Raw genomic sequence first — 25,096 nt, 5'->3', positions numbered from 1 at the left:
CAGGGAAGCGGGCGTTCCGCTGACTATCGGCAACAGAAATTGACGGCGGCCGCTCCGGCACAGGCTCCACGCCGCCCTCAAGCTGTTCCTCGAACGAATTGCGTGCCCGTTGAGCAATCGTTATACTGCGTCGGCGGTCTGGCCTGACCACTCTGATTGGCCTGACCAAAATGGAAACACTCCGGCAGCTGTTCGAAAGCAAGGCTTCGGTCATCGCACCGAGGCGCTCCCAAGGAGGCGTGCTCAAGATGATGTCGTTCCATCCGTCCTTCCCGCATTCGGGCCACGCCTGCCACACCCGCTTTCCCGCCTGCCGCGCATCCCGTCACCGCCGCTGAACATCGGCGCAGTTCGCTCAACAAGAACAGCAGGAGACAACGGTATGTTCCGCACAGGAATGCTGGCCACGGCCGCGCTGGCCGCTTGCATGCTCACTCAGGCCGCGCACGCACAAGTCGCCACCGGCGACACATCGCAGAAAAAGATCGCGCTCTCCAACAGCTTCGCCGGCAATGCGTGGCGCCAGTCCATGCTCAAGAGCTGGAACGCCGTGTCGCAGCAGGCGGTGACGGAGAAGAAGGTCGCCGCCGCGCCCGCCTTCACGACCGCCGAGAATCAGGTCACCGAGCAGGCGCAGCAGGTCCAGAACCTCATCCTGCAGGGCTATAACGCGATCGTCATCGACGCCGTTTCGCCCACCGCGCTCAACGGCACCATCAAGAAGGCCTGCGCGGCGGGCGTGGTGGTCGTGTCGTTCGACGGCATCGTCGACGAGCCCTGCGCGTATCGCGTGAACTTCGACTTCAAGGGCTGGGCCGAGCAGGGCGTCGAGTATCTGGCCGGGCGGCTGAACGGCAAGGGCAACATCCTGGAAGTGCGCGGCGTGGCGGGCATTTCCGTCGATAACCTGATGCACGAAGGCGTCCTCGAAGGGCTCAAGAAGCATCCGGGCATGAAGCTGGTCGGCTCCGTCAATGGCGACTGGACGCAGTCGGTCGCGCAGAAGGCCGTCGCGGGCATCCTGCCGACGCTCCCCCAGGTGGACGGCGTCGCGACCGAAGGCGAGATGTCGTTCGGCATCGCGCAGGCCTTCAAGGCGGCCAACCGTCCCGCGCCGCCGATGATCATCGGCAGCACCTATCCCGAACTCCAGTGGTGGAACGAGCAGACGAAGAGCGGCTACCAGTCGCGTTCGCTGTCGAATCCGCCGGGCGCGGTGAGCTTCGCGTTCTGGGTCGCGCAGCAAGTGCTGGCGGGCAAGAAGCTGCCGAAGGACGTGACCATCAACGTGCCGCTGCTCGCCATCTCGCAGCAGCAACTGCCCGCGACGCTCGCGGCCACGCCGCCGGGCGGCATCGCCGACGTGACCTACACGCTGCCGCAGACGGTCGCGCTGCTCGACAAGAAATAACTGCCCGCAAGGAGTGTGTGGATGAATGACGCGCTGATTCGCTTCGAAGGCATCGGCAAGACGTTCGGCCGGGTGCGCGCGCTGGAAGGCGTGGACTTCGCGTTCGAGCGCGGCGAATGCGTGGGCATCGCCGGACACAACGGCGCAGGCAAGTCGACGCTGATGGCCGTGCTCGCGGGCGTCTATCCGCCGACGCACGGCCGCATCGAGGTGGACGGACAGGCCGCGCCGCACTACGACGCCAACGCGGCGCGCGCGGCGGGCGTGCGCTGCGTGTTCCAGGAACTGTCGCTGTGCGCGAACCTGACGGTGGCCGAGAACATGTGCATCGTGCATCCACAGTTGCACGGACGCGGCTGGCGGCGCCGCGCGACGGCGCTGATGCGCGAGACGCTGGAAGCCATCTTTCCGGGCAATGGCCTGAAGGGCAACGAACTCGTCTCCGACCTGACGCTCACGCAGCAACAGATGGTGGAGATCGCGCGCGGTTTCACGGTGACGGATACGCCGGTGCGGCTCGTGATTCTCGACGAACCCACGTCCTCGCTCGACGCCCACACCGCCGACCAGCTGCTCGCCTTCGTGCGCCAGGCGGCGGAGCGCGGCATCACGTGCGTGCTGATCACGCACATGCTGGGCGAGATCGAACGCGTGGCCGACCGGGTCGTGGTGATGCGCGACGGCGGCATCGTCAGCGTGTTGCCGCGCGAGGCGACGAGCCGTGCGTCGATCATCCAGGCGATGGGTCAGCATCTCGAAGCCGAACGCACGCCCGCCGCGCAACGCGCGCGTGCCGTGCGTGAGGCCGGGCCGCAGTTCCACTGGAAGGTCGGCGCGCGCAGGCACACGGCGATCGAGGCGGCGCGTGGCGAGATCGTCGGCTTCGCGGGGCTGGCGGGGCAGGGGCAGACCGAGGCGCTGCTGTCCATCTACACGGCCGCGACGGGTCATGGCGCGGCGCGCGCAAAAGTCGCGTTCGTCGCGGGCGACCGTGGCCGCGACGGCGTGTTCCCGGTCTGGTCGATTGCCGGCAATCTTGACCTGCGCTGGCTGCTCGGCGGCGCGCGCAGGAAACGCGGTTTGATCGACTTCGCGGCGGCGCGCGCGGTGGTGGAGGCATGGCGCACGAAGATCGGCATACGCGGCGCGTCGATGAGCGCGGGCATCCTGTCGCTATCGGGCGGCAACCAGCAGAAGGTGCTGTTCGCGCGCGCGCTCGCCTCGGACGCCGATCTCATCCTGATGGACGATCCCACGCGCGGCGTCGATGTCGGCACCAAGCGCGACATCTATCAACTCGTGCACGACGAAGCCGCGAAGGGCCGCACCTTCGTCTGGTACACGACCGAGAACGAAGAGCTGTCGCACTGCGACCGCACCTATGTGTTCCGCTCATCGGCGGTCACACGGATCCTGCACGCCGACGAATGCACGGAAGAAGCGCTGCTCGCCGCCAGTTTCCAGGAGCACGCCGCATGAGTCTCGCCATTGCTCAAGGGCGTTTGCGCGCTGCGTTGCCCGCCATCTCACTGATCGCCGTGCTGGTGCCGATCCTCGTCATGCAGCCCGCGGTGATGAGCTACTTCGGCTCGAACCTGCTGTTGAATCTCGCGGTGCCCATCGTGCTTGCGACGCTCGCGCAACTCGCGATCATCACCGTGAACGATCTCGATCTCTCGATCGGTCCGTTCGTGAGCCTGGTCGCCTGCATCGGCGCGACGCTGCTCGTGAAGCAGCCGTGGCTCGGCGTGTTGGCGCTGGCCGGCTGCGTGCTCGCGTATGCCGCCGTCGGCGCGCTGATCGAACTTCGGCAGATCCCGTCGATCGTCGTCACGCTCGGGCTTTCGTTCGTGTGGAGCGGTCTTGCCATCGTGCTGCTGCCGTCGCCGGGCGGCACGAGTCCCGCGTGGCTCGGCACGGCCATGAGCTATCAGACGCCGTGGATCGCCGCGCCCATCGTCTGGTCCGTGCTGATCGCGGCCATCGGCCATCTGCTGCTGATGCGCACCTCCGCGGGCGTGCGGATTCGCGGCGCGGGCGGCAATCCGCGCGCGATGCGCCGCTTCGGCTGGTCGCTGGTGCGCAGCAAGGCGACGCTGTACGGCGTGGCGGGCTGCTTCGGCGTGCTGTCAGGGTTGTCGCTGCTCGGCCTCACCACGTCCGCCGACGCCAATCTCGCCCTGCGCTACACGCTGCTCTCGATCGCGGCGGTGATCCTCGGCGGCGGCGAGTTCGTCGGCGGACGCGTGAGCGTGATCGGCGCGGTGCTCGGCGCGATCACGCTGACCCTGGCCGCGTCGTTCCTCGCCTTCCTCAACATCTCGGCGGACTGGCAGGTCGGCATGCAGGGCGCGATCCTGATCGTCGTGCTGTCGCTGCGCGTGCTGCTGCAACGAGGAGAACGCCGATGAATCCGCAATCCTCCAGCGACGCCGTCGCCACCTCCGCGCAAAGCGGCTGGGCGCGGCTGCGCAACATCCAGGCGCCCTGGGCGTGGTCGTTCGTGGGCGCGGTGCTGGTGTGGATCGCCATCGCCGGGATCTTCGGGCTGGGCATTGCGGGCAATGTCGCGCAGACGGCGCTCACCTACGGCGTGTTCATGGTGCTGGTCGGGCTCGGGCAGATGCTCGTCATCACCTCGGGCGTCGGCAACATCGACCTGTCCGTGCCTTCGACCATTGCGCTCGCGGGCGTCGTCGGCATGCACGCGATGCACGCCGACAACGCCCAGATCGCCACCGGCGTCGCGGCCGCGCTCGGCGTGGGCGTCGTGGTGGGCATCGCCAACTATGCGTTGATCCGCCTGCTGCGCATTCCGCCGATCATCGCGACGCTGTCTTCGAGCTTCATCATCCAGTCGGTCGCGATCACGCAGGGCCGCCAGCTCCCGCCGCCGCCGCCCGCGCTCGGGGCGTTCGCGACGGGCCGTCTGCTCGACGTGCCCTATATCGCGCTCGTGGCGCTGGCGTTGTCTCTCGCGCTTGCCGTGCTGCTGCATCGCGCGGTGTACGGACGCCGGCTTTCGGCCATCGGCCAGAACGCGCGCGCCGCGTGGCTCGCCGGCGTGAACGTGCATCGCACGCGCTGCCTCGCCTACGTGCTGTCGTCGATGATCGCGGCGCTCGCGGCGCTGCTGCTCGCGGCGGTGTCGGGCGGCGCGTCGCTCGACATGGGCGTCGAGTACATGCTGATCTCGATCGCCGTGGTCGTGATCGGCGGCACGCTCGTGACCGGCGGCAAGGCGAGCATCGCGGGCGTGTGGGGCGCGTCGATGTTCCTGTTCCTGACCAACGCCGTGCTCAACGCCGTGGGCGCGGACGCGGGCGTGCGCTCGATCGTCTATGGCGTGCTCATCATCGCGGTGACGGTCGCGGCGGGCGGCAAGGCGCTGCGCTGAACCGCACAGCTTGAGAAACCCAACCGGACGAGGAGACATGAAAGCCAGCGATATCGAAGTCCATGACCCGCGCTTCAGACTGCTGCTGCAGCCGAACGCGTTCCTGAGCAAGCTGACGGACCAGTGTCTGTGGGCCGAAGGCCCGGTGTATTTCCCGGCTTCGGACCTGCTCATCTGGAGCGACATCCCGAACAACCGCATGCTGCGCTGGGCGCCCGGCATGGGCGTGGGCGTGTATCGCGCGCCGTCGAACTACAGCAACGGCAACACGCGCGACCGCGAAGGACGGCTCGTCAGTTGCGAGCACGGCGCAAGGCGCGTCACACGCACTGAGCACGACGGCAGCGTGACCGTGCTGGCCGACAAGTTCGAAGGCAAGCGGCTCAATTCGCCCAATGACGTGATCGTCGATTCGCGCGGCGAAATCTGGTTCACGGATCCCGACTACGGCATTCTCAGCGACTATGAAGGCTATCGCGCGGACAGCGAGATCGGGCGCTGCAACGTGTATCGCGTGACGGAGGACGGGCAGGTGCGGATTGCCTGCGACGACTTCGTGAAGCCCAACGGCCTCGCGTTCTCGCCCGACGAGACGAAGCTGTATGTGGCGGACTCCGGTGCCTCGCACGACGACGCAGCGCCCCGTCATATCCGCGTATTCGACGTCGCAGCGGACGGCGCGTTGCGCAACGGCCGCGTGTTCATCGAGATGCAGAGCGGCGTGCCCGACGGCATGCGCCTCGACGAACACGGCAACGTCTGGACCAGCGCCGATGACGGCGTGCACTGCTACGCCCCCGACGGCACGCTGCTCGGCAAGATCCTGATCCCCGAAGTGGTGGCGAATCTCACCTTCGGCGGATTCAACCGCAACCGGCTGTTCATTGCCGCGACCTCGTCCGTCTACTCGCTGCACGTGGGCGTGCGAGGCGCGGGCCGCTGAGCGGCAAGCACAACCACAGGAGACTCAGCATGCATCTGCATCGACTGGCCGCGGGCCTGCTCATGACGGCACTGTCGGCATCCGCGTTCGCGCAGGTTGCCAGCGGCGACACCTCGGCGATGAAGATCGCCCTGTCCAACAACTATGCCGGCAACAGCTGGCGCCAGCAGATGCTCAAGAGCTGGTCCAATGTCGCCGATCCGGCGGTCAAGCAGAAGGTGGTCGCGGCGGCGCCGAGCTTCACCACCGCCGAGAGCCAGGCCACCGAACAGGTGCAGCAGATCCAGAACCTGATCCTGCAGGGCTACAAGGCGATCGCAGTGGACGCGGTCTCGCCGACGGCGCTCAACGGCGTCATCAAGCAGGCGTGCGGCGCGGGCGTGACCATCGTGTCGTTCGACGGCATCGCGACCGAACCGTGTGCGTATCGCATCGCCGTGGACTTCCAGGGCATGGGGCGCATGCAGGTCGATTACCTCGCCAAACGCCTCAACGGCAAGGGCAACCTGCTGGAGATCCGCGGGCTGGCCGGGGTGTCGGTGGATGACGAGATCCATCAGGGCATCGTCGACGAGCTGAAGAAGTACCCGGACATGAAGATCGTCGGGTCGGTGCATGGCGACTGGACGCAAACGGTCGCGCAGAAGCAGGTGGCGGGCATCCTGCCGACACTGCCAAAGATCGACGCGGTCGTCACGCAGGGCGGCGACGGCTTCGGCGCGGCGCAGGCGCTCAAGGCGGCCGGCCGTCCGACGCCGATCATCATCCTCGGCAACCGGCAGGAAGAACTCGCGTGGTGGGCCGAGCAGAAGAAGAGCGGCTATCAGACGATGTCGGTGACCATTCCGCCGGGGGCGTCGTCGTTTGCGTTCTGGGTCACGCAGCAGATTCTCGCCGGCAAGAAAGTGCCGCACGACATCCGCATGCCGGTGCTCGAAGTCAAGCCTGGCGAGCTCGATGCCGTGCTCGCGAAGACGCCGGCCGGCGCGCTCGCGAACAAGGAATACACGCGCGAGGAGGTGGTCGCGGTGGTGGACGGCAAGAAGTAGTCCGCCGCGTGCGGTTCGATGTGCGTGACGAAGGAACGTGACGTAACGTAACGTCGGGCACTTCGGGGGCGGCTAAAACCCGCTCCCGCTTGACCAGACGGCCTCAGCGCAGGTTGGCACGGGCTCTGCATGGTGAAAGGCGGCGCTTCATGTGCCGAAAAAAAACCATACGCTGAGACCAACCCAACATGACTGCCGAACTCACTTTCGCCGATACCGCCGCGCGCCCGAGCCAGATCGACGCGCGTTACGCGTTGCGCCATCCGCTGCAGATGGCGCTTTGTCTGCGCGGGCTGGTGGCCCGCCGGGACTTTCTGGTGGCCGGGTTCGAAGGCGGCCAGATTGTCACGCAACTCCTCGATGTCGATTCCCGCAGGGCCCGCTTCGTGTTCGACTACGGCGGCGCGCGCAGCGACAACGCCGCGCTGGCCGCTGCCGACAGCCTCACGTTTCGCAGCCATCCGGGCGGCATCCGCACGGAGTTCGACACGGGCCGCGCGACGCCGGTGAGCTTCGAGGGCCGCCCGGCCTTCGAAGCCGCATTTCCCGCACTGCTGTATTTCGTCCAGCGGCGCGAGTTTCATCGCGTGGAGACGCCGGTGGGCGAACCGTTCGTCGCGAGCGGCATCGATGCGGAAGGCGATCCGTTCGATCTCGACCTGCAGGACATGTCGCTCGGCGGCATTGCGTTGCGAACCTCCGACGCACGCTTTGCAACGCTGCCGCGCGGGACTGTCTGGAACGACGTCACGCTGCAAATGGGCGCGTTCAGCCTGGTGACGGTCAATCTCGAAATCGTCGCGCCGCGTCAGAGCATCACGCCTTCCGGCCAAACGCGCACCGTGCTCGGCTGCCGGTTCATCGAACTCTCTGGTCGCGCGGAACGCACGTTGCAGAGGGTCATTACGCAACTCGAAAGCCGTAATCTGCGCACGGCAGGGCGTTGATCCGCCTGTGCGCCGCTGGCTTCGTGGGGACGAGCCACGGTGCATTCAAGTTTTATACGAGCGCTGCAAGCCGTCGGTTTGCGGCCCTTTTCTGCGTTCCGACTTCTTCTCCCACTTGGCCGATTTGAAATGACATGCGGCTGAAAATCTGCTGGATTAATACCGGTCTTTACCGTGTATTACCAAAGTGACGCAATGGTGATTTTCTGGATCCGCAATAACACCCGTGTCACGGCTATTTTCAATATTTGGGATGAAGGTCGCGTTCCGAAGCAATTCTCCGAAGTTATCCCGCTATAAATTAATATCATTAACGGCGGCGGAGATTGGCATCGTAGACTGCGCAACGCGGGCCGGGGGTGATCGCGTCATTTTCCAGCTGTCTCGAATGAATTTCCAAAAGAAATGAATCAGCCGCGCCGTCGCGGACTCCGAATTGGAATCCTCGATCGAAATGCCCGGTAAAGCCGGCGCCTATGCGAAAATTTCGAATTCCTTTGTTTCCCTGTCATTTATCTTGCTCACGGTTTAACCGCCGTGGCAACCCGCGCTCGAACGTTTAATATGCAAACGGGTTAAGTGTTTTATAAATGGGCATTAAGTATTTTCTGAATTGGTCAGCGAAATAAACGCTGAATACGATTTTAGATTCAGGACTCGCCAAAAAATATCAAGTGGCGATCCAGCCCCATGAAAATCTCGCGAAATCGACATCTCTGTGCGTCGTGAGGTGCGCCGGCACTGCCGGTTTCATGCAAGGGTCAGGCAGGGATGCCGAATCAAAAAAGCGGTACGCGAACAGGCTTTTCGCATCAGGGGAGAAGAGTATGAACAAGTTCAGCGACATGGCGACGTTCGTGGCCGTTGTGGAAGCGGCAAGTATTTCCGAGGCCGCACGGCGGCTTGGCGCCACCAAGTCGATCGTGAGCGAGCGCATCACCCAGCTCGAACGCTATCTCGGTTGCGCATTGCTCGAACGGGGCCGGCCGCTGCGGACGACTGAGCCGGGCCTCGTGTTCTACAAGAGCGCGGTGCAGATCCTGGAGGAAGTCGAGTTCGCGGAAGAGTCGGTGCGCGATAGCCAGTCAAGCCTGCGCGGCGCGCTGCGGATCGTGGTGCCGACCAGCCTGCTGGCGTCGCACTTCGGGCCGGTCCTCACGACCTTCGCGGCAAGGCATCCCGATCTGTACCTCGACGTGGAAGCGCAGAACCGCATCGGCAACGTGCAGGACGGACAGTACGACGTCGCGATCCGGACCGGCGAGCTCCCGGATTCCCGGCTGGTAGCCCGCACGATCACGGCCAATCACACGCTGGTGTGCGCGAGTCCGGCGTATCTCGAACGGCGCGGCACGCCGACGCATCCCGGCGACCTGATTCATCACGACGGCCTCAACAACTGCAACTTCGAACCCAACGGCATGTGGAGCCTGATGATGGACGGCAAGTACCGCTCGTTCCGCATCGGCAGGCGCATGCGCGCCGACTCGGGCGCCGTCCTGCTGGAAGCGGTGCGCGCCGGGCTCGGACTCGCGATCCTGCCGACCTTCGTCGCGGCGGATGCCATCCTGGCGGGCGACGTGGTGCCGGTGCTGCAGGACTACGCGCCGTGCGGCGGTCGGATTTCGGCGGTGTATCGCAAGACGGTAGGCACGCCGCCGCGCATCAAGGTGCTCGTCGATCATCTGATCGAGGAGGTTGGCGAACCCGCCCGCTGGGACACGCAACTGATCAACTCGGGCCTCGTGCGGATTCAGGCGCGCAACACATAACTACTGTCCGGCGGAAGTCTTGAGCAATGAGCCGTGAGCTCCACAATCTGTACCGTGAGGCGGGCGGCAGCATTGCCGAAAGTCAGCGGGTCGTGGTGCGGGAAGGGTCGGTCGAGTTGCGGCTCGACGATGCCGGCGACGACGAAGTCATGCTCCAGCGTGTGCTCACGCGGCGCGACGGCAGCGTCGTCGTGCAGCTGTTGCCGGTGTCCGGGGTGGCGGAACTGATCGAATTCCGCGAGCGCGATCCGTACAGGGAAATGCTCGCGCAACGCTACCGCACCTGTCTCGACGCCATTGCCCACCGCGCGCATCCGCACGGCGCGGCGCACCATCCGGCGCACGTGTCCGAATGCACGAGCGAACTCGACGTGTCGCGACTCATGCGCGCGGTGTGCCGGCGCCACGGCGGCACGTTCGCCCTGTTCCACTGGCTCGCGGCCACGCCGGGTTCGGCGCCCGGCCGCGCCACCTACGATACCCATGTGATCCTGGCGGCGTGTTCGCCGGGCTGGCTGCAGACCTATGTGCGCCGCGTCGTGACGGACCCGGTGCTGGAATATGCGAGGAACGAGCATTTTCCGGTGCGCGGCCTCGGCACGTTCGCCGGGTCGGGCGGTTCCTGGCTGGGCGCCGAGGCCCATCAGCACGGACTGCTCAACCACGTCTTCTTTCCCGCCAATCGCGGCGGCGGCAACGGCCGCGTGTTCGGCCTTCTGCACGTCGGATCCGATGCGCCCGCGCCGCAAGGCGAGGAGCGGATCTGGCAGGGTCAACGCGAACTGCGCGGCCTGGCTGAGGAACTGCTCGACTGGCCGTCGATCCGTTTCAGCCGCACGGCGACCTTGCAGTACGGGCTCAGCGACTCCGAGCGCATCATCCTCGAGTGGATCCGGCGCGGCGGCGACGCGCGCCATGCCGCCGCCGATCTTTCCGTGACGCAGCGGCAGGTCTATCGGCTGTACAAATCGATCAAGAAGAAGCTTGGACTCGACGACATCCGCGCCTGCGCCCGCATGGCCGCCGACGTGGGCCTGCTCGGACGGTTCCGCTGAGCGGGCATGCTTCAGCCCGTGCGTCTTCCCTTGCGCGCGCGCGGTACGCCTTCGGGCTCGCCCCAGATGAGCGAGGGCATGCCCTTGAGCGCCGCATCGACGCGCTCGCACCACGCGCGCCGCAAGTTGCGCGGATAGTCGTGATGCTGGTCCAGCGAGGTGAACCGGTCCACGCGATAGGTGTCGCGCTCGTAAGCCAGCAGATCGAGCGGATAGGCCACCGAGAGATTCGCGCGCAGGGTTGCATCCATCGAGAGCAGCGCGCACTTGGCGGCTTCGTCGAGGGACAGCGCGCGCCGCGTGAACGCCCAGTCGAGCAGCGGACGGCCATGGCGCGACTCGCCGATCTGCAGATACGGCATCGCGGCCGACGCGCACACCGTGTTGCCGCTCGGATAGATCATGAAGAGCTGCGGGTCGGGTGGTGCGGCGGGCTCGCCGGCGGCGGGTGAACGGGCGGGCGGCGTCGCGGCATGCGTGCGGATCTGGCCGCCGAGAATGAAGCTGCAGTTGAAGTCGAGCTCGAACGCCTCCAGTGCCGACGTCTCGCGCCGATGCACGGCGCGCACGGCATCGGCGACCATGCCGGCAGCCGCGCGCAGCGTCGGCGCCGTCAACAGGGACGTGCTGCCGTTGTCGCAGGCGTCCTTCAGCAGGTCGACGACCGCCTGGGTCTGCGCCAGACTGCCCGCGCCGAGCAGCACCAGCACGCGCTCGCCGGGCGTTTCGAACACGGTCATCTTGCGCGCCTCGGCGACCTCCTCGACGCCCGCGCTGACGCGCGTGTCCGAGAGAAACACGAGGCCGTCGTCCACGCTGATCGCCACACAGTAGGTCATGAAATCTCCTTGAGGACGTTCACTGGAGATCGCCGCGCGTGCGGAACTCGAGGTAACGCAGCAGCGAGCCCACGGTGTGCATCAGTTCCGGCGTGAGCCGCGCGGGCGGCAACGCCTGCTCGGCCTGCCAGCCGCCGCCGGCGGCCAGGGCGCGGGCGAGTTCGATCCAGCGCGACAGTTCCGCCGGGACACCACGTACGTCCGCCGTCGCCTCGATGTTCCGCGAGGACGGCGAAGGCGAAGGCGACGCGGGCGCCTCGCCCTCATACGGATGCAGTGCGCCGAAGTGGCTGTCGTAGTGCATCGCGCCGTCGTCCAGGCTGGCTGTGCGCGAGTACTCGGACTTGCGCCCGCCCGAGCGCTCGGCGAACAGCGGCGCGCCGAACTCCGACAGACCGGGCATACCCATCGGATCGTCCGGGCCGCTGAGCAGCGTGCGGTTCACGCCGTCCTGCTGCGCGAACAGCAGCAGCGGGTCGGAAGGCAGATCCAGCAGGTCCGGCAGGGCCGTGCCGGTCAGGCTGGTCAGCGTGCTGTCCTTGGCCGTGGCATCGGTTTCCGCGGCGGGGGCAGCCGGCGCGAGATTCCAGTTGGCCGGAGCGGCGTCGCTGGCGAGCAGCGTGTACGGGCCCACCGCGATGCGATCGCCCGGCGCGATGCCCGCCCGTTCGCCCGCCGCGAGCGGCCGGTCGTTCAGCGCCACGCTCGCAGCGGGCCCCAGGTTCTCGATATGCCAGCCGTCGTCGTGGTGCAGCACCGCGTGCCGCTCGATGACCCGCGAGGCTTCGTCGGGCAGGATCAGCAGGTTGCCGTCCGCCCGGCCGATGCCCGCGCCGTCGGCGTCGCAGGTCGCGCTCAGGCGGGACGTCAGGATCTTGTTGTCGTACGCAATGGCGGTCAGTCTGAGAGGTCGCATGAGGGACTCGCTATCAGTGGTGCTGTGGTGCAAGGCGTTCACGACGGACATGCGAAGGCCTTCATCTGCGGCAGGAAGAACGGGTCGTATGCGCTGTTGCTGCGAATCGTCATCGACAGCTTGTGACCGTCCACCGTGAAGGTGGCGACAAAGCCGTCCGCGTTGCCGTTGGTCACGATGCTCGCCTGATCGAACAGGTGTTGCAGCGCCCACGGACCCTGCGCGCGGATGCCCGACGCGCCCGACGGCGTCACCACCTGCAGGCTGACCACTTCGCTGCGCGATCCGGGCCACTGCATGTTGACGGGGATCTGAGGGCCATGCGCGTAACGCATGCTCTGCCCGCCGACGTCGAGCACGAACTCCGTGATCGCGGGATCGAGGTCGAGCGGCGTGATCGAAAAGCCATACGACATCGAAGCCGCGTTGCCCGCGAAGAACACGTTGCGGATGATCGACGCATTGCGGAACGACGCCGCGAAGCCGCCGCCCGGATCGGAGTTGAACGACGCCGTGTCCGCGCTCGTCGTCATGCCGTGCGTCAGGTTCTTCTGATAGAAGTCGTCCATCAGTCCGCCTGGCGAGAACATCCGCGAAAAGTCGCTGCTCGCCACGTCATGGTTCGAATTGCGCGCGAACGGATAGCGTCCCGCGATGGTCTGCGCGCACACCGCGCCCACGCTGGAGTAGGCGCTCTTGCGCAGGTCGCGCTTCATCATGCCGTTGACCTGCGCCTCGCCGGTCTTTGAGACGTCGTTGACGATCCCCTGCATCTGCGACGGCATGCGTCCCGCCTCGGCCTTCAGCCGGTTGAACACATCGGTCTGGGGCGGCGGGTTGTTGCTGTCCACCGCGCCGTTCACCGACACCAGATACTGATACAGCCCGTCGATGGTCTTCAGCACGTCGTCGATCGGCGCCGGGCCCTTGTCGTTCACGTCGCCGGTGAGCACCAGATGCCTGAGCGACGCGAAATGATCGTCGACGATGCTCTCGGGCCGCTCGCCGGAACTTCTGCTCGTGGGCGACGATTCGTCGCCGAACATCTGCGCGAGCGACCTGCGCGCCTCGCCGATGCGCTCGGCAATGCGTCCGGTATCGCGCCGGACCTGCGCGCCGTGGCCGTCCAGCAGATCGGTCTGGCGGGCCACTGCCGTGAAGAACAGCTTGAGCGGCGAGTCGCGCGAGGACAGCGTGCGGGCAATCTGCATGCTCTGCACCAGCGACTGGCTCGGCACGACCTTGATGTCGCCGAGATAGTCGTCCCAGGTCTGGATGAAGTCGCCGAAGTACTGGCGCTTGACCGCGTCGATCAACTGGCGGCGCGAATCGCCGCTCTCCTGGCCGGCGGCGTCGGCGGGCACGCCGAGCACCCAGTGATCCTCGCGGCGCATCTGCTCGACCGCATCGTCGATGTCCTTGTTGATGTGCTCCCAGTAGCCGCTCGCGGTGAACAGCGCGGGCACGCCTTCGGTGATGGGCCGGCCGCTCTTGCGGGTCAGCACGAGGCTCGCTTCCGGACCGCCGGCGGAGGCGATCGAAATGGCCGGCGCCTTGATGGCGTCCATCTCCTTGCGGCGCAGGTAGTGGTAGGTGCGCTGCGCGAACGGCATTTGCAGCAGGCGGCTGCGCACGGTGCTCACGAGCGTGTTGTCGACCGGGAACGGCGAGGCGAGCGGTCCAAGTGCGACGAGATCCGCGAGCTGGCCGTCGATCAGCGAACGCGCCTCCTTCGTCGTGTTGCCCGGCAGCGCGCGGTTGACGTTCAGCTGCAGCCAGGCGGCGAGGAATTCGGGATCCCAGGTCTTCTGGTCGTAGAGCATCAGATAGGCCTTCAGCGCGTCGTAGGTGAATTCCAGGTCGGCGGGCGGCGCGCCCGCGAGGATGTCGTGAATGCGCACCGAGACCACCGGCAGCAGCTTCTCCCGCAAGGTCTTCCGATAGAGATCGCCGGTTGCATCGACGATCTTGTCGCCCTGGTACAGCCCCATGCGGTGACTCAGCGTCGAAGGATTCTCGACGTCGATGGCCGGACTCTCCGGCAACGCGCGTTCCATTTCGAGCAGCGGCGCGAGCGCGGTGACATCGCCGGGGGGCACTTCCAGCGGCGCGCCGCTGTAGTGATCGAGATCGGCCGTGTGCCCGGCGACATCGCGCAGGAAGGTCCGGTTGGACAGATAACTGTTGGTCCAGAGCGCGGCCAGCACGGTCAGCGCCAGGCCGGTGGCGAGCAGCGCCCCGCCGTGCATCAGCATGCGCCTGACGGTCTGCGCGCGGTTCCGGCCGGCCCACGCGCTTTCCTCCAGCAACACGTCCGGCAGCAGCCGCGCGAGGAACGTGCTGCCGTGGCGCGGCGCCAGCGCCGGCATGGCCTGATCCGCCGCCAGCCCCAGCCGTTCGCGCCGTTCGCCGAGCACCAGGTCGAGCGGCTTGCCGCCTTGCTGCGCGCTGGTGAAGTAGACGCCGCGTACCGCGAGATTCGTTTCGTATTTCGAGTGACGCGACAGTTCCCCATACCACAACGCAAGCCGTGGCCTGAGCGCGGCGAACTGCTGCGGAAACAGATAGATGTCCTGGCGCCTGCGCACGTCGGGTTCGCGGGCGAGGGTATCGGCGAGGCCATCGTTCAGGCGGTCGACCAGCGCCGCGAGTCCGCTTTCGAAGGCGACGTCCGGCGCCGCGCCCGTATCGGCGGGACGCGTCCAGCCCCACACCTGCGCGCGCGCTTCGTTCGTCAAGGCGCCGAAGGTTTCGGCGAAGCCCGCGAGACGGTCCATCTTGGTCACGACCAGATACACCGGCAACACGATCCCGGCTTCTTCCTGCATGCGCTGGAGACGCGCGCGATGCCGGGCGATCAGCTCCAGACAGTGACGTTCGTCCGCGTGCATCAGGTCGTCCACGGGCAGCGCGAGGATCACACCATTGACCGGCTGATCCGCGCGATGCCGCCGCAGCAGACGCATCAGCGGGAAACGCTCGGCGGCGCCGTCGGCGGGCGCGAGGAAGCTGCCCGGCACGTCCACCAGCACGCAGCGGTTGCCGAACCACCACGAGCAGTCTTCGAGCGGCGAAGCCGGCCCGGACGACTTCGGCTGCGCCAGCCCGGCCTCACGGATGAACGAGGTCTTGCCCGCGCCGTCCGCACCGAGCAGCGCGTACCAGGGCAGCGCGTAGACGTAATGGCCGGTGAGCCGGTCGAGCCAGCCGCGCCACGGCTTGCCGCGCTCGTGCGTGCCGCGCCTGAGCACGGCGAGGGCGTCGCGCAGCCGCTTTTCGGTCTCGCCGAGCGGCACGCGCCGTTGCCGCACCACTTCGGCGCGTTCGACCCAGCGCGTGCGCGTGCGTCCGCAGGCCCGCGCGATGGCGACGATCCAGCCGAGCCGCCAGCACAGCCAGATGGCCCAGATCAGCAGCACGGCGGCGATCAGCCACTCGCGGGCCTCGGGCGTCTCGAACGGATGCGCATTGCCGATGGCGATGAGCGAGAAGTCGTTCCAGATGAGCCAGACGACGATCAACACCAGAATCGTCACCGCCATTTCGCGGCTGAACAGCGCGTTCCTGATTCGTTGGAAAAAGCTCATTGCGCGGCTCCCTGGGGTGTGCTGTCCTGCGTGTTTCGCGGATCGCCGCCCGGTGTGTCGCCGACCTGTGAGGATGCTGCACGCATCAGCACGATCTCCACGCGGCGGTTACGCGACCGGCCGCTTGCCGTGTCGTTCGACGCGATCGGATTCGCGTCGCCGAGCCCCGCCGCCGTGATATGCCGGGTCGCCGACAAACCGTTCACCAGCAGCATCTGTTCGACGCGCCGGGCGCGCGCCAGCGAGAGCGCGTCGTTCGACGGGAATTCCTGCGTGTGCATGGGCTGGTCGTCGGTGAAGCCGTTGACGACGATGTCGCCGGGCAACTGGTTCAGCGCCCCTGCGATGCTCGCCAGCACCGGCCGGTACGCGTCCTTCTCGTTGGCCGAACCCGACGCGAACAGGCCGTCGCCGTGAATCGTCACGATGCTGCGGTCGGGCAGATCCTTGACCTCGATCAGCCCGAGGCGGCACAGGCCCTGCAGCAGGCTCGCCGCCGTCGGCGCCTTGGCGCTCGGCGCGGCGATGTCCGGCAGCCGCGCATGGCGGATCGCGGCCGCGACGACGTCGCCGCGACGATCGGCGGAACTCTTGAACGCCGTGTACATGCCGCCCGTCGCCAGCATCGCGCCGATCAGCCAGACCCACACCGGCACGCGGCCGCGCCGTCCGGTCGCGATGCGCTTGTCCGGCAGCGCATGCTGCGACAGCAGCGCGCCGTACTCGCCGCGTTGCGTGCGCAGGATCCGCAACAGCCGCTGACGGATGCCGTCGAGCTGGCTTTCTCCCTGGTCGAGCACGCGGTAACGGCCTTCGAAGCCCAGTTGCAGGCAGTAATACTGCAACTCGATCAGGTCGAGATGCGCGCCCGGGTTCTGGCACAGCCGCGCCAGCAACTGGAAGAACTTCTCGCCGCCCCAGGTTTCGCTGTGGAAGGTGACGAGCAGGCTGTGCGTGGACCAGCGCCCTTCGCCGCCCCACCGGGTCAGCGCGATCGCCTCGTCGAGCACGGTGCAGAGGCAATAGCGCGCGCCGATGATCGTCTCGACGGGAATGCCCAGCAGCGTCGCGCGTTCCTGGAACGCATGCATCTCGCTGACGAGATAGGTGCGCAAGGCCTCGAGCTCGACAGGCCCGCCGATGCGGATCTGGATAGCCGTATCGAGCAGGCTGTTTGCGGTTGCGAGCAGCGGGGTGCCGCCGCGTGCCGGGGCTTCCGGCGACGCAACCGTATCCGGAGGCGTCAGTGCCATTGCTTCTGCCATAGCGTCTTGAAGTCGGTGAAGAGTGGATCGGGGCGGCGCGCCGGGCTAGCGGTCCTGACTGCGGATCGCCCAGCATTCCATCGAGAGTCCGGGCAGGTCGCCCGCGACATGCAGCGCGAGCCCGCCTGACTTTTCGAGCTGGCCCCACAGTTCCGAGCTGGAGTCCAGTTCGAAGTAGTGGTGATCGACGTGATAGGGAATCTGGCGCGGCGCGACCGGCAGCGCGCGCAGTCCGATACCAGGCAGTTGCAGATGCACGAGATTGTGCAGATGCTCGACCGGCCCGATCTTCACCTGCGCCGGATAGCGCGTCTGCACCGCTTCGGCGGGCAGGTCCGCGCGCACCGCGAGCACGAAGGCGGCGCGGCGCAGCAGCTCGGGCGTCGGGATGCGGGCCACCCAGACGCGTTGCGCGCGCTCCTGCAACTCGATGGCCACCGCGCTCTGTTCCATCACGCTCGACAGCGAACGCCGCAGTTCGAGCATCAGCGGGCCGAACGAGCTTTGCAGGTCGTCGTGGCGATACACCGGCCACACCACCGGGCGCCGCGTCGGGCTGGTAAAGGTGCTGAGATCGCAGGCGAGCCTGAGCCAGTCGCGAAACAGGATTTCCGGATGCTGCATGCCGGCCTGCTGCACGTGCCAGGTTTCGGATTGCGCGCGGTTCACGAGGCCGAGCAGCAGGAAGTCCGCCACTTCGCCGACGCTGCCGCGCCCGGAACGCTTGAGGCGCTGTTCGAGCAGCGCGCCGCGCTGTTCGAGCAGGCCATGCAGTTCGCGCACGAGGCCGGTCAGGACCGGATGGCGGATCGCGGACAGCATCGGCGCGATGTAGTCCGGGTCGAGCGAAACGTGGTTGTCCGGGTGGCGCTCGCGCACCCGCACCACGCCGATGCCCTGCCAGTCCGCGCCGAGTTCCGACTCGGGCATCAGGCGCAGGCGCATCTTGCCGAGCTGCACGGCCGCCGGTCCGAGCGAGACCGCGACGTTGTCCGCCAGCTCGGTGTTCTGCGCGACATAGCGTGCGAGCGAGCCCTGGCTGTCCTCGTAGATCACGTCCACGGCGCCATGCTGGCGCAGCGGCGCGGCAAGCACGATGCGCTGGTCGCGCAGCGTGGCGGGAATGTCGAGCGGCGCGGGCGCGTCCTCGCCGCTGTGGAACGAGAACGGCGTGCCGTCAGGCAACACGCCCCGCGCCGACAACAACGCGATCTTGCCGATCTTGAGCGCGCCGTGATCGAGTTCGAGATCGGCGAGACCCCAGAAGAAGGGCGACGCGCCGGCCGCGCTGCGGTGCTGCACGTAGTGCTCGACGTAGCGTTCGAGTTGCTGGAAGTGCTGGGGCCGCAGATACATGCCTTCGGACCACACGACCTTGCTGTGATCGATCCATGATTCGCGCGCCCGGATAGTGTTGTTCATGATGTCTTCAACGTTTGTCGAGCGTGACCGTCACGCTCTGACGGGTGATTTCCACGGCGATCTTTTCGGTGCGGGGCGAGAACTGCCACACCTTGTAGAGATTGGTGCTCTTCGGCGGCGCGAGCGCCACGGTCTGTTTCCACAGACGCTTGTCGATCAGCCGATACCCCGCGACGATGCCCAGTTGCGTGGCGAGCGCGCCGCCCGGGCGGCGGAGCGTCCTGGTTTCGCCCGGCTGCATGATGAGTTGCTGCGTGAAGACGAGGTCCTCGCCGAGCGCGTCCTTGGCGCGGTCCTGAAGCGTCGGGAAGCTGGCCGCTTCGAAGGCCCCGGTCGACTTGAGTTCGTAGAGGCCGACGAGAATCGGCGACGGCTTGCCGGTCACGCCGAGATTGGCGTCGTCGGCGACGTGCAGCGTGATCTCGTACGGCACGTCCATGTCGCGCTGGGTGGACGCGCATCCGCACATCGCGATGGCCGCGACGACGCAGACCGCACGGTGTGCGAATCGGTTCTTCATGGATGCTCCCGGGTCACGACGCCATGTTCAGCACTTTGGTCTGGCTGGGCGAACTGCCGGTGCCCGTGGTGTTGGCGTTGTTCTGCAAGGTGGGATCGGTCATGCGCGTGGTCGGCATGCCTTGCAGCAAGACCGTGTTCGCGCCGCGCGAATTGCGTGATGAAGCGGAGACCGAGCCCGACGCCACGCCGCCCTGCGCGCCGCCCTGATCGCCGTTGGACGCCGGGATCGTGGTGCCCATGTTGTGCGCGAAGCCGCCGCCGACCATCACGTTCGTCACGTTGGGCTGTGCGGACGCGCGCTGCGAGTTGTTGTCGTAGCCCGCCGGCGTGCCGACCGGCGGCGTCTTGTTGACCGACACCGAGTCGTTGCCGCCGCCCGCGCTTGAATTCACCATCACCATGTGGGTTCTCCTGGGTTCAACCGAGATGGATCTGTTCGCCGTCGATCTTCGACAGATGTTCGGCGCTCAGCAGCACGTTGCGGCTGTGCAGCCGCATGAGCTCCGTGCTTTCGTGATCGATCTGCGCGGCGCGCACGTGATCCACTGTTTCGCAGGTGCGAAAGCTCTGCTTGCAGACCTGCACGATGTGATCGGCCAGCGTTTCCAGCGAGCGCGTCACGCTGCGCCACGTCTGCGCGCTCGCCTGCGCCACCGTCGCGCGCAGCGACAGCGTCTGCGTATGCAGCTCGGCGCGCGCGCTATCGAGCGTCATGTGGTCGGCGTGAATGGCGCAGCGCTGTGCCGCGTCGAGTTCGATATCGCGCGCGCTCGACAGCCGCAGGCCGCCCTCGGCCTCGACGATCATCGGGCGGGCCATGCGCAGCGTTGCGGGCGCGTCGCCGGGCCGCTCGATGATGGCGATCACGAAATGCCCGTGCGTGCGTTCGCGCGTGACCAGCACGGTGTCGCCGCAAGCCGGCGCGAGCAGGCAGCTGAACGCGGGCTGGCAGGCGATCACTTCGCCGTCGAGCGCGACGCCTACGGTCGCCCCGTCGTCGTCGAGCTGCTGGACACGGCCGATGCGCGGCCACTGGGCTTCGATGTGCTGCTGGGTCAACAGGTTGGCAGGATTGCTCATTGAGTGGTTCTCCGGTTATCAGGCGGCGGGCGTCCGGCTGGCGCGCCGGGACGACCATTGTTCGGCTGCGTACAGCTCTTCGTCGGCGTCGCGGGCGCCTTCCTTGTCCGACCAGGGCCGTTCTTCCGACTCCGCGCGATGGAACAGCGTGCGCTCGAAGCTGGCGTCGTCGAAGCGGGCGTCGTGCAGCGTCGCGCCCGTGAAATCCGCGGCTTCGAGACGGGCTGCGTCGAAGCGGGCCGCGCGCCCTTGCGCCTTGTGAAACTGGCTGCCGCGCAGCTGCGCGCGCGAAGAGTCGGCGTGATCGATGCGCGCCTCGCTCCAGATCGTGCCGGGCATGTCGGCGTCGCGGCACTGGATGCGCTCGGCCCGGGCGCGATAGAAGCAGGCCGAGGCTGCGCGCGCGCCGTCGAAGCGCGCGCCTGCCAGCAGCGAGCCGGGGAAACCGGTGTGCGGCAGATGCGCGTTCTCGAAGCAGACCTCGCTCATGTCGCATTCGATGAACTGGCAACGCAGCAGCGTCTGGCCGCTCAAGGCCTGGCCGCTCAGGTTGCATTCCGCGAAGATGGCGTTGTCGAACGACGCTTCGCGGAACGGCGTCTGGCGCAGGTCGACGCGATGAAAGAACACCTTGTGCAACGTGCTGGCGTTGAAACTCGCGCCCGCCACGTTGGCTTCGTCGAAGAAACTGAGCGCGAGGCGCGCATGATCGAAGACGCTGCCCGCGAGATCGCCCTTCAGGACATTCAGGCTGTCGAGTGCGGCCCGTGTGAAGCGCGCGTGCGGCGCGCGGCAATCGACAAAGCTGACGCTCTGCAGGGTCGAGGCGGACCAGTCGGCCTGCTCCATGTCGCAATTCAGGAACTGACTGCCCGTCACGCGCGCATCGGCCAGCACCGCGTGTCCGAAGCGGCAGTGATCGAACACGCAATCGGCGAACCGTGCGCCCGTCAGGTTCGCGGCGCGAAAATCCACCCGCTCGAAGACGCCGCCCGCGCAATCCATGCCTTGCAACGCAGCGCCTTCGAGCGACAACGCCCTCACCGGCATGCCGTCGCGCACCTGCTGTTCAAGGCCGAGCCGATCCATCATGCAGCCTCCGGACGCGCGCGCGGACACCAGATGACCCGCTCCTGATAGGCGTCGTCGAGACGCGTGGTGTCGTCGATCAACACGTCGCCCAGATTGGCGCGGAACAGATTGGCTTCGCGCAGATCCGCGCCGCGCAGATCGGCGGCGCGCAGCAGGGCCTCGATCAGATCGGCGCCTTGCAGGCTCGCCAGACGCAGGTCGGCACGGACCAGATAGCCGCGCTCGAAGCGGGCGTCGAGGAACGTGCAGGCTTGCAGGTCGGCGCTCGAGAAATCGCTGTTGGCAATGCGGGCGCGCGTGAAGTCGCTGCGGGCGAGATCGGCCGCGTGCAGGTTCACTTCGACCAGTTCTGCATCGGCGAAGGTGCTCGCGTGCAGCGCGCCGCACTGGAGGAAGCACGCCTTGTGCAGGCGCGCGCCGTTGAAGCACAGGCGCTGTTCGACCGGAGATTCCGTCAGGCCGAGACCGATGATGTCCGCCCCGCTGAAGTCCAGCGTCTGCGACGGACAGCGGAACAACACGAACTTGCGGATGACCGCGCGGCTGAAATCGGCTTGGCCGATCTCCTGATCCATCATGACGACGTCGCTGATGCGCGCGTCACAAAAGACGCTCGTGCCGAACCGTCCCTTGCTGAACTGCGTGCGGTCGAGCGTCGCGCCCGAGAAATCGCATTGTTCGAGATTGCCTTGTTCGATCACGCTTCGCCGCAGGCAGGCCTCGCGGAAATCGGCGGACTCGGCTTCGACGAGCGAGAGATTGGCTTCGCTCAGGTCGGCGTTGGAGAGGCGCGTGCCGCGCAACGTTGCGCGCACCAGATTGGCCTCCTTCAGACAGGCGCCGATGAAGATCGCGCCGCTCAGGTCAGCGCCTTCGAGGCTGGCGCGCGAGAGATCGACACCGGAGAGATCGAGGTCCGACAGGTCCGCTCCGGCGAGATCGGCTTCGATCAGGGATCTGCCTTGCGCAAGCGCCTGCGTCACCCAGGCGCGCCTGCTGGCCGCGTGGGCCGTCTGACCCGCGACGGGCTGCGACGGCGCGGGCCGGAAGTGCGCGGACTTCAGCTGCGTCGTGCGGCGCATGGCGAGCAGCGACGGATCGATGACCGCTCCCGGCAACTCCGGCAGCGCCGGAGGCGACGCGGGCTCGGCGGCAGCGGGCGGACGCAGGTCCGCGAGGATCTCATCGGCGCGCTTGCGCAGGTCGGCGGTTCTGCGTTCCGCGTCTTTCTCGGTCTGCTCGACGTATTCGACCAGCTGCTCGGGACGCGAGGGCATGGGCGTCGCGGGCGGAGCCGCCGGCGCGCCGAGCGCCTGCGATTCGCGCTCGAGACGGTTGAGGAACTGGCGGGCCATCGCGTTCGGTTCGCCCGGCGTCCAGGCCGAGTCGCCGCTCGCGGCAAGGTCTTCCGGGAACAGATCGCCGTCGCGCATCGCGTACAGCACGCCGCGCCGCGGATCGAGCCGGCGCGTGTGGATGTCTTCATAGTGCGCGACGGGACGCGGCTGGCCGGCGGTCTCCGCGGCCAGCATCAGGCAGGCGATATCGCTGGCATCGAAGGTGCGGATGGCCATCACGCCGTGATAGATCATCACGACCTTCTCAATGTGCGGCAGGAACCAGAGCGTCGTGAGCCGCAGCGGAATCTCGCGGCCCGGAGCGGTGTTCGTGTGCCAGGCGAAGGCGCGCATGTGCAGCGCCGGCAGCCGGCCCGCGATGCGCGCGCGCTCGGGATGCAGGTTGACGAGTTCATAGTCGCACCCGGCGGGCAGCGCGCTCAGGTCGGGGAACTGCTGGTCGGCGGGCGCGATGTTGAAGTACGCGGCATCCATGGTGCGCGGATAGCCCGGAAAATCTTCTTCGATGTAGGTATCGTCGACTTCGCCGTACAGCGCGCGACGCTGCGGCCAGGAAGAGGGCACCGGTGCGAAGCTGGCGCTGCGCACCGGTGCGTCCGATGACGTCATGAGGTCATCGATGTATTCGAGGTTCGGCAGCTTGCGTGACGAAGCTTGTGCCTGGGTCTCGGTCTCATGGCCGAGGCCGAGTGGATTCTGCGGATAGGCCGGGCCGCCATACGCCATCGTCCAGTCGAGCGGCATGCGCTCGAACGGGGCAGCCGGCCGGGGCCGGCCGTCCTGCCAGACGCGGTCGCCGGTGACACGTACCCGCTTGTTGCTCTGCGCGACCCGCAGAGCCACCTCACAGGCGTGCTGCTTGTCGCAATGCGTGCCGTAGGCCCAGGCGGTCGCCAGATACTCGGGATGCCGTTTGGGCAAGCCGAGATCCAGCGTCTGGCCGGCCAGTTCAGCACCGACCGTATTCCACAGCGTCTGCTCTCCGAGGACGCGCGGGGCGTCGCCCAGCGTTGCCATGCAGGCCACCGCAACGCCCAGCAGTTCATTGCCCTGATGACGGTAAGGGCGCGTAAGCACCGTCAGCCGGGTTGGTTTCATGATCTTCATTGCGCGTCTTCTTTCAAGGTAATGCCAGTGTCGGAACTTCATGTCGTAACCGACGGTACGCATCGACGACCCAGTGCTCGATATCGATGAGCCAAGGGTCGAGATGGACGAGCCGGTCGCCTTGAATTCGGCCCCCTTGGTCTCGAAGGAGGAGGCCCGGGCCGCGACTTCGACGCCCCGGATGCTGACGTTGACAGCGTGAAACTGTTCACGCGTCCCGGCGATGATGTCGAGCTTGTTGCCGATGCTGAGGCGGTTCTCGACGCCAGTGATGACGTTGTTGGCGACCCCGAAGGTCAGGGAGGTCGAGTGCTTCGTTTCCTGTCATGGAACGGAAACTGAGTGTGCCGGGCTCAAATGCTTGGCTGCAGGCCATCACAATCTGGGTCATGTCGCTCTTTGATAATCGGATAGTTAGTCAAACAAACGTGTTGCGAAACTTTGTCATCCTGACGGGAATACGCACACTGCATCGTGTTATTCCCGAACGCTGTCGGCCGACTGCCTGGGTCGAGCTCTGGTGACGGAACTTTCAAAACGGTTCGCATGGTTGCTGCGATCTTCACGCCCGGCATGCGCGTATGCCCGGGATGCCGGGGGACGAACTTCTGGTCGCATCGACGCGACAAGGGTGCATCCGCAGCATCATCCAGGTGAGTTTCATGACCTTCATTGCGCGTCTTCTTTCCTGGTCGGACCGGCTTCAAAACTTGACCTCGTAACCGACGGTCTGAACCGACGATCCCGTAGTCGACACCTCTGATCCGACGGTCGAGATGGACGAGCCGGTCGACGTGACCTCGCTTCCCGTGTTTTCGACGACGGAGCCGGTATTCGACACCTCGGCTCCCTTTGCACTGACGTCGAGCGTGTGGAGTTCTTCGAGCGTCCCGCCGATGACATCGAGCTTGTTTCCGATGTTGAGGCGGTTCTCAGCGCCACCGATGACGTCGTTGACGATGCCGAGCACGAGGGACGACGACTCGCCCGCGATGAGCGTGTTTTCATTTCCGTTCACCGTCAGGTTGAATGCGTGGCCATCGAGCTGCGGGGTGAAAAAGTCCTGCAGGACGGCCGGGACCTGTTGCAGCAGTTGTCCGACCGGACCCGAAGGTGCGGTCGATTGCTGCATCTCGCTGCGGGCATGGGCTTTCTTGCCGCGCTTGCCTCGTCGTGCGGCCATCGCCTGCTGCAATTGACCGGCTGAGCCTGCGCCGGCTTGCTGCTGTAACAGACGTTGCGCGCCGGATGGCGGCGGCGAAGTCGAACTGTCGCCCGAAGCGAGCGGCAAGCCCACTTCGATGGTGTGTGAGCCGGCTGTGGTGTGCGTGGTG

The 25,096-nt window shown here is 66.6% G+C and carries 20 protein-coding genes and 1 pseudogene; 10 read left to right on the top strand and 11 right to left on the bottom strand.

The window, feature by feature from the left end; all coding sequences use genetic code 11:
- Positions 1–382 precede the first annotated feature (382 nt).
- The 9 genes from QCE69_RS19975 to QCE69_RS19935 all read left to right on the top strand — a co-directional run bounded on the left by QCE69_RS19975 (position 383) and on the right by QCE69_RS19935 (position 10,574).
- Entirely contained in the window at positions 383–1,411 is a 1,029-nt protein-coding gene (locus QCE69_RS19975) for an ABC transporter substrate-binding protein (protein WP_309922156.1), read from the top strand.
- Positions 1,412–1,432: 21 nt separating this feature from the next.
- Positions 1,433–2,890: a sugar ABC transporter ATP-binding protein gene (locus tag QCE69_RS19970; protein WP_309922153.1), complete on the top strand. Its 1,458-nt coding sequence runs from the start codon at positions 1,433–1,435 to the stop codon at positions 2,888–2,890.
- Positions 2,887–3,822: an ABC transporter permease gene (locus QCE69_RS19965; protein WP_309922150.1), complete on the top strand. Its 936-nt coding sequence runs from the start codon at positions 2,887–2,889 to the stop codon at positions 3,820–3,822. The genes QCE69_RS19970 and QCE69_RS19965 overlap by 4 nt, the downstream gene beginning before the upstream one ends.
- Positions 3,819–4,808, top strand: a complete 990-nt coding sequence (locus tag QCE69_RS19960) for an ABC transporter permease (protein WP_309922148.1) — start codon at positions 3,819–3,821, stop codon at positions 4,806–4,808. The genes QCE69_RS19965 and QCE69_RS19960 overlap by 4 nt, the downstream gene beginning before the upstream one ends.
- 37 nt (positions 4,809–4,845) lie before the next feature.
- Entirely contained in the window at positions 4,846–5,751 is a 906-nt protein-coding gene (locus QCE69_RS19955) for an SMP-30/gluconolactonase/LRE family protein (protein ID WP_309932524.1), read from the top strand.
- A 29-nt stretch (positions 5,752–5,780) separates the two neighbouring features.
- Complete coding sequence (locus QCE69_RS19950; RefSeq protein ID WP_309932522.1) at positions 5,781–6,800, top strand: ABC transporter substrate-binding protein; 1,020 nt, start codon at positions 5,781–5,783, stop codon at positions 6,798–6,800.
- Between the two features lie 188 nt (positions 6,801–6,988).
- Positions 6,989–7,747 carry a flagellar brake protein gene (locus QCE69_RS19945; protein WP_309922141.1) on the top strand — a complete coding sequence of 253 codons (759 nt, stop codon included), beginning with the start codon at positions 6,989–6,991 and terminating at the stop codon, positions 7,745–7,747.
- 827 nt (positions 7,748–8,574) lie between these two features.
- Positions 8,575–9,519, top strand: coding sequence for a LysR family transcriptional regulator (locus QCE69_RS19940; protein ID WP_309922138.1), 945 nt, complete (start codon positions 8,575–8,577; stop codon positions 9,517–9,519).
- Between the two features lie 26 nt (positions 9,520–9,545).
- Positions 9,546–10,574 carry a hypothetical protein gene (locus QCE69_RS19935; RefSeq protein ID WP_309932521.1) on the top strand — a complete coding sequence of 343 codons (1,029 nt, stop codon included), beginning with the start codon at positions 9,546–9,548 and terminating at the stop codon, positions 10,572–10,574.
- An 11-nt stretch (positions 10,575–10,585) separates the two neighbouring features.
- Here the strand turns inward: QCE69_RS19935 and QCE69_RS19930 are convergent, their stop codons facing one another.
- The 10 genes from QCE69_RS19930 to QCE69_RS19885 are packed head-to-tail and all read right to left on the bottom strand — an operon-like array spanning position 10,586 to position 23,762.
- Positions 10,586–11,413: a peptidase gene (locus QCE69_RS19930; RefSeq protein ID WP_309932519.1), complete on the bottom strand. Its 828-nt coding sequence runs from the start codon at positions 11,411–11,413 to the stop codon at positions 10,586–10,588.
- Between the two features lie 19 nt (positions 11,414–11,432).
- Entirely contained in the window at positions 11,433–12,329 is an 897-nt protein-coding gene (locus QCE69_RS19925; RefSeq protein WP_309921927.1) for an FHA domain-containing protein, read from the bottom strand.
- Between the two features lie 38 nt (positions 12,330–12,367).
- Complete coding sequence (gene tssM / locus QCE69_RS19920; RefSeq protein ID WP_309932517.1) at positions 12,368–15,916, bottom strand: type VI secretion system membrane subunit TssM; 3,549 nt, start codon at positions 15,914–15,916, stop codon at positions 12,368–12,370.
- Positions 15,913–17,169, bottom strand: a complete 1,257-nt coding sequence (gene icmH, locus QCE69_RS19915) for a type IVB secretion system protein IcmH/DotU (RefSeq protein WP_309932515.1) — start codon at positions 17,167–17,169, stop codon at positions 15,913–15,915. The genes tssM and icmH overlap by 4 nt, the downstream gene beginning before the upstream one ends.
- A gap of 57 nt (positions 17,170–17,226) precedes the next feature.
- Positions 17,227–18,603, bottom strand: a complete 1,377-nt coding sequence (tssK, locus tag QCE69_RS19910; protein WP_309921916.1) for a type VI secretion system baseplate subunit TssK — start codon at positions 18,601–18,603, stop codon at positions 17,227–17,229.
- A gap of 7 nt (positions 18,604–18,610) precedes the next feature.
- Positions 18,611–19,123, bottom strand: a complete 513-nt coding sequence (gene tssJ / locus QCE69_RS19905) for a type VI secretion system lipoprotein TssJ (RefSeq protein ID WP_309921914.1) — start codon at positions 19,121–19,123, stop codon at positions 18,611–18,613.
- Between the two features lie 13 nt (positions 19,124–19,136).
- Positions 19,137–19,526: a PAAR-like domain-containing protein gene (locus QCE69_RS19900; protein ID WP_309921911.1), complete on the bottom strand. Its 390-nt coding sequence runs from the start codon at positions 19,524–19,526 to the stop codon at positions 19,137–19,139.
- A gap of 16 nt (positions 19,527–19,542) precedes the next feature.
- Entirely contained in the window at positions 19,543–20,205 is a 663-nt protein-coding gene (locus QCE69_RS19895) for a DUF3540 domain-containing protein (protein WP_309921909.1), read from the bottom strand.
- 18 nt (positions 20,206–20,223) lie between these two features.
- Complete coding sequence (locus QCE69_RS19890; protein WP_309932514.1) at positions 20,224–21,297, bottom strand: pentapeptide repeat-containing protein; 1,074 nt, start codon at positions 21,295–21,297, stop codon at positions 20,224–20,226.
- A complete protein-coding gene (locus tag QCE69_RS19885; RefSeq protein ID WP_309932512.1) occupies positions 21,294–23,762 on the bottom strand; it encodes a DUF2169 domain-containing protein in 2,469 nt (822 codons plus the stop codon). The genes QCE69_RS19890 and QCE69_RS19885 overlap by 4 nt, the downstream gene beginning before the upstream one ends.
- Positions 23,763–23,960: 198 nt before the next feature.
- Between QCE69_RS19885 and QCE69_RS19880 the strand changes: the two genes are divergently transcribed.
- Positions 23,961–24,104 carry a hypothetical protein gene (locus QCE69_RS19880; RefSeq protein ID WP_309932510.1) on the top strand — a complete coding sequence of 48 codons (144 nt, stop codon included), beginning with the start codon at positions 23,961–23,963 and terminating at the stop codon, positions 24,102–24,104.
- 361 nt (positions 24,105–24,465) lie between these two features.
- On the opposite strand, the pseudogene QCE69_RS19875 reads toward QCE69_RS19880, so the two are convergent.
- Positions 24,466–25,096: pseudogene (locus tag QCE69_RS19875) on the bottom strand (hypothetical protein); the annotation flags it as partial.

It is taken from the genome of Caballeronia sp. LZ032, assembly GCF_031451315.1.
Classification (GTDB): domain Bacteria; phylum Pseudomonadota; class Gammaproteobacteria; order Burkholderiales; family Burkholderiaceae; genus Caballeronia.
This window is presented reverse-complemented; position numbering and strand designations above follow the sequence as displayed.

Coding starts and splice junctions, on each gene's coding strand:
- tssJ (WP_309921914.1), bottom strand. CDS start 19,123: ATGAAGAACCGATTCGCACACCGTGCGGTCTGCGTCGTCGCGGCCATC.
- QCE69_RS19900 (WP_309921911.1), bottom strand. CDS start 19,526: ATGGTGATGGTGAATTCAAGCGCGGGCGGCGGCAACGACTCGGTGTCG.
- QCE69_RS19935 (WP_309932521.1), top strand. CDS start 9,546: ATGAGCCGTGAGCTCCACAATCTGTACCGTGAGGCGGGCGGCAGCATT.
- QCE69_RS19895 (WP_309921909.1), bottom strand. CDS start 20,205: ATGAGCAATCCTGCCAACCTGTTGACCCAGCAGCACATCGAAGCCCAG.
- QCE69_RS19930 (WP_309932519.1), bottom strand. CDS start 11,413: ATGACCTACTGTGTGGCGATCAGCGTGGACGACGGCCTCGTGTTTCTC.
- icmH (WP_309932515.1), bottom strand. CDS start 17,169: ATGGCACTGACGCCTCCGGATACGGTTGCGTCGCCGGAAGCCCCGGCA.
- QCE69_RS19885 (WP_309932512.1), bottom strand. CDS start 23,762: ATGAAGATCATGAAACCAACCCGGCTGACGGTGCTTACGCGCCCTTAC.
- QCE69_RS19950 (WP_309932522.1), top strand. CDS start 5,781: ATGCATCTGCATCGACTGGCCGCGGGCCTGCTCATGACGGCACTGTCG.
- QCE69_RS19925 (WP_309921927.1), bottom strand. CDS start 12,329: ATGCGACCTCTCAGACTGACCGCCATTGCGTACGACAACAAGATCCTG.
- QCE69_RS19955 (WP_309932524.1), top strand. CDS start 4,846: ATGAAAGCCAGCGATATCGAAGTCCATGACCCGCGCTTCAGACTGCTG.
- QCE69_RS19965 (WP_309922150.1), top strand. CDS start 2,887: ATGAGTCTCGCCATTGCTCAAGGGCGTTTGCGCGCTGCGTTGCCCGCC.
- QCE69_RS19945 (WP_309922141.1), top strand. CDS start 6,989: ATGACTGCCGAACTCACTTTCGCCGATACCGCCGCGCGCCCGAGCCAG.
- QCE69_RS19890 (WP_309932514.1), bottom strand. CDS start 21,297: ATGATGGATCGGCTCGGCCTTGAACAGCAGGTGCGCGACGGCATGCCG.
- QCE69_RS19960 (WP_309922148.1), top strand. CDS start 3,819: ATGAATCCGCAATCCTCCAGCGACGCCGTCGCCACCTCCGCGCAAAGC.
- tssK (WP_309921916.1), bottom strand. CDS start 18,603: ATGAACAACACTATCCGGGCGCGCGAATCATGGATCGATCACAGCAAG.
- QCE69_RS19970 (WP_309922153.1), top strand. CDS start 1,433: ATGAATGACGCGCTGATTCGCTTCGAAGGCATCGGCAAGACGTTCGGC.
- QCE69_RS19940 (WP_309922138.1), top strand. CDS start 8,575: ATGAACAAGTTCAGCGACATGGCGACGTTCGTGGCCGTTGTGGAAGCG.
- QCE69_RS19975 (WP_309922156.1), top strand. CDS start 383: ATGTTCCGCACAGGAATGCTGGCCACGGCCGCGCTGGCCGCTTGCATG.
- tssM (WP_309932517.1), bottom strand. CDS start 15,916: ATGAGCTTTTTCCAACGAATCAGGAACGCGCTGTTCAGCCGCGAAATG.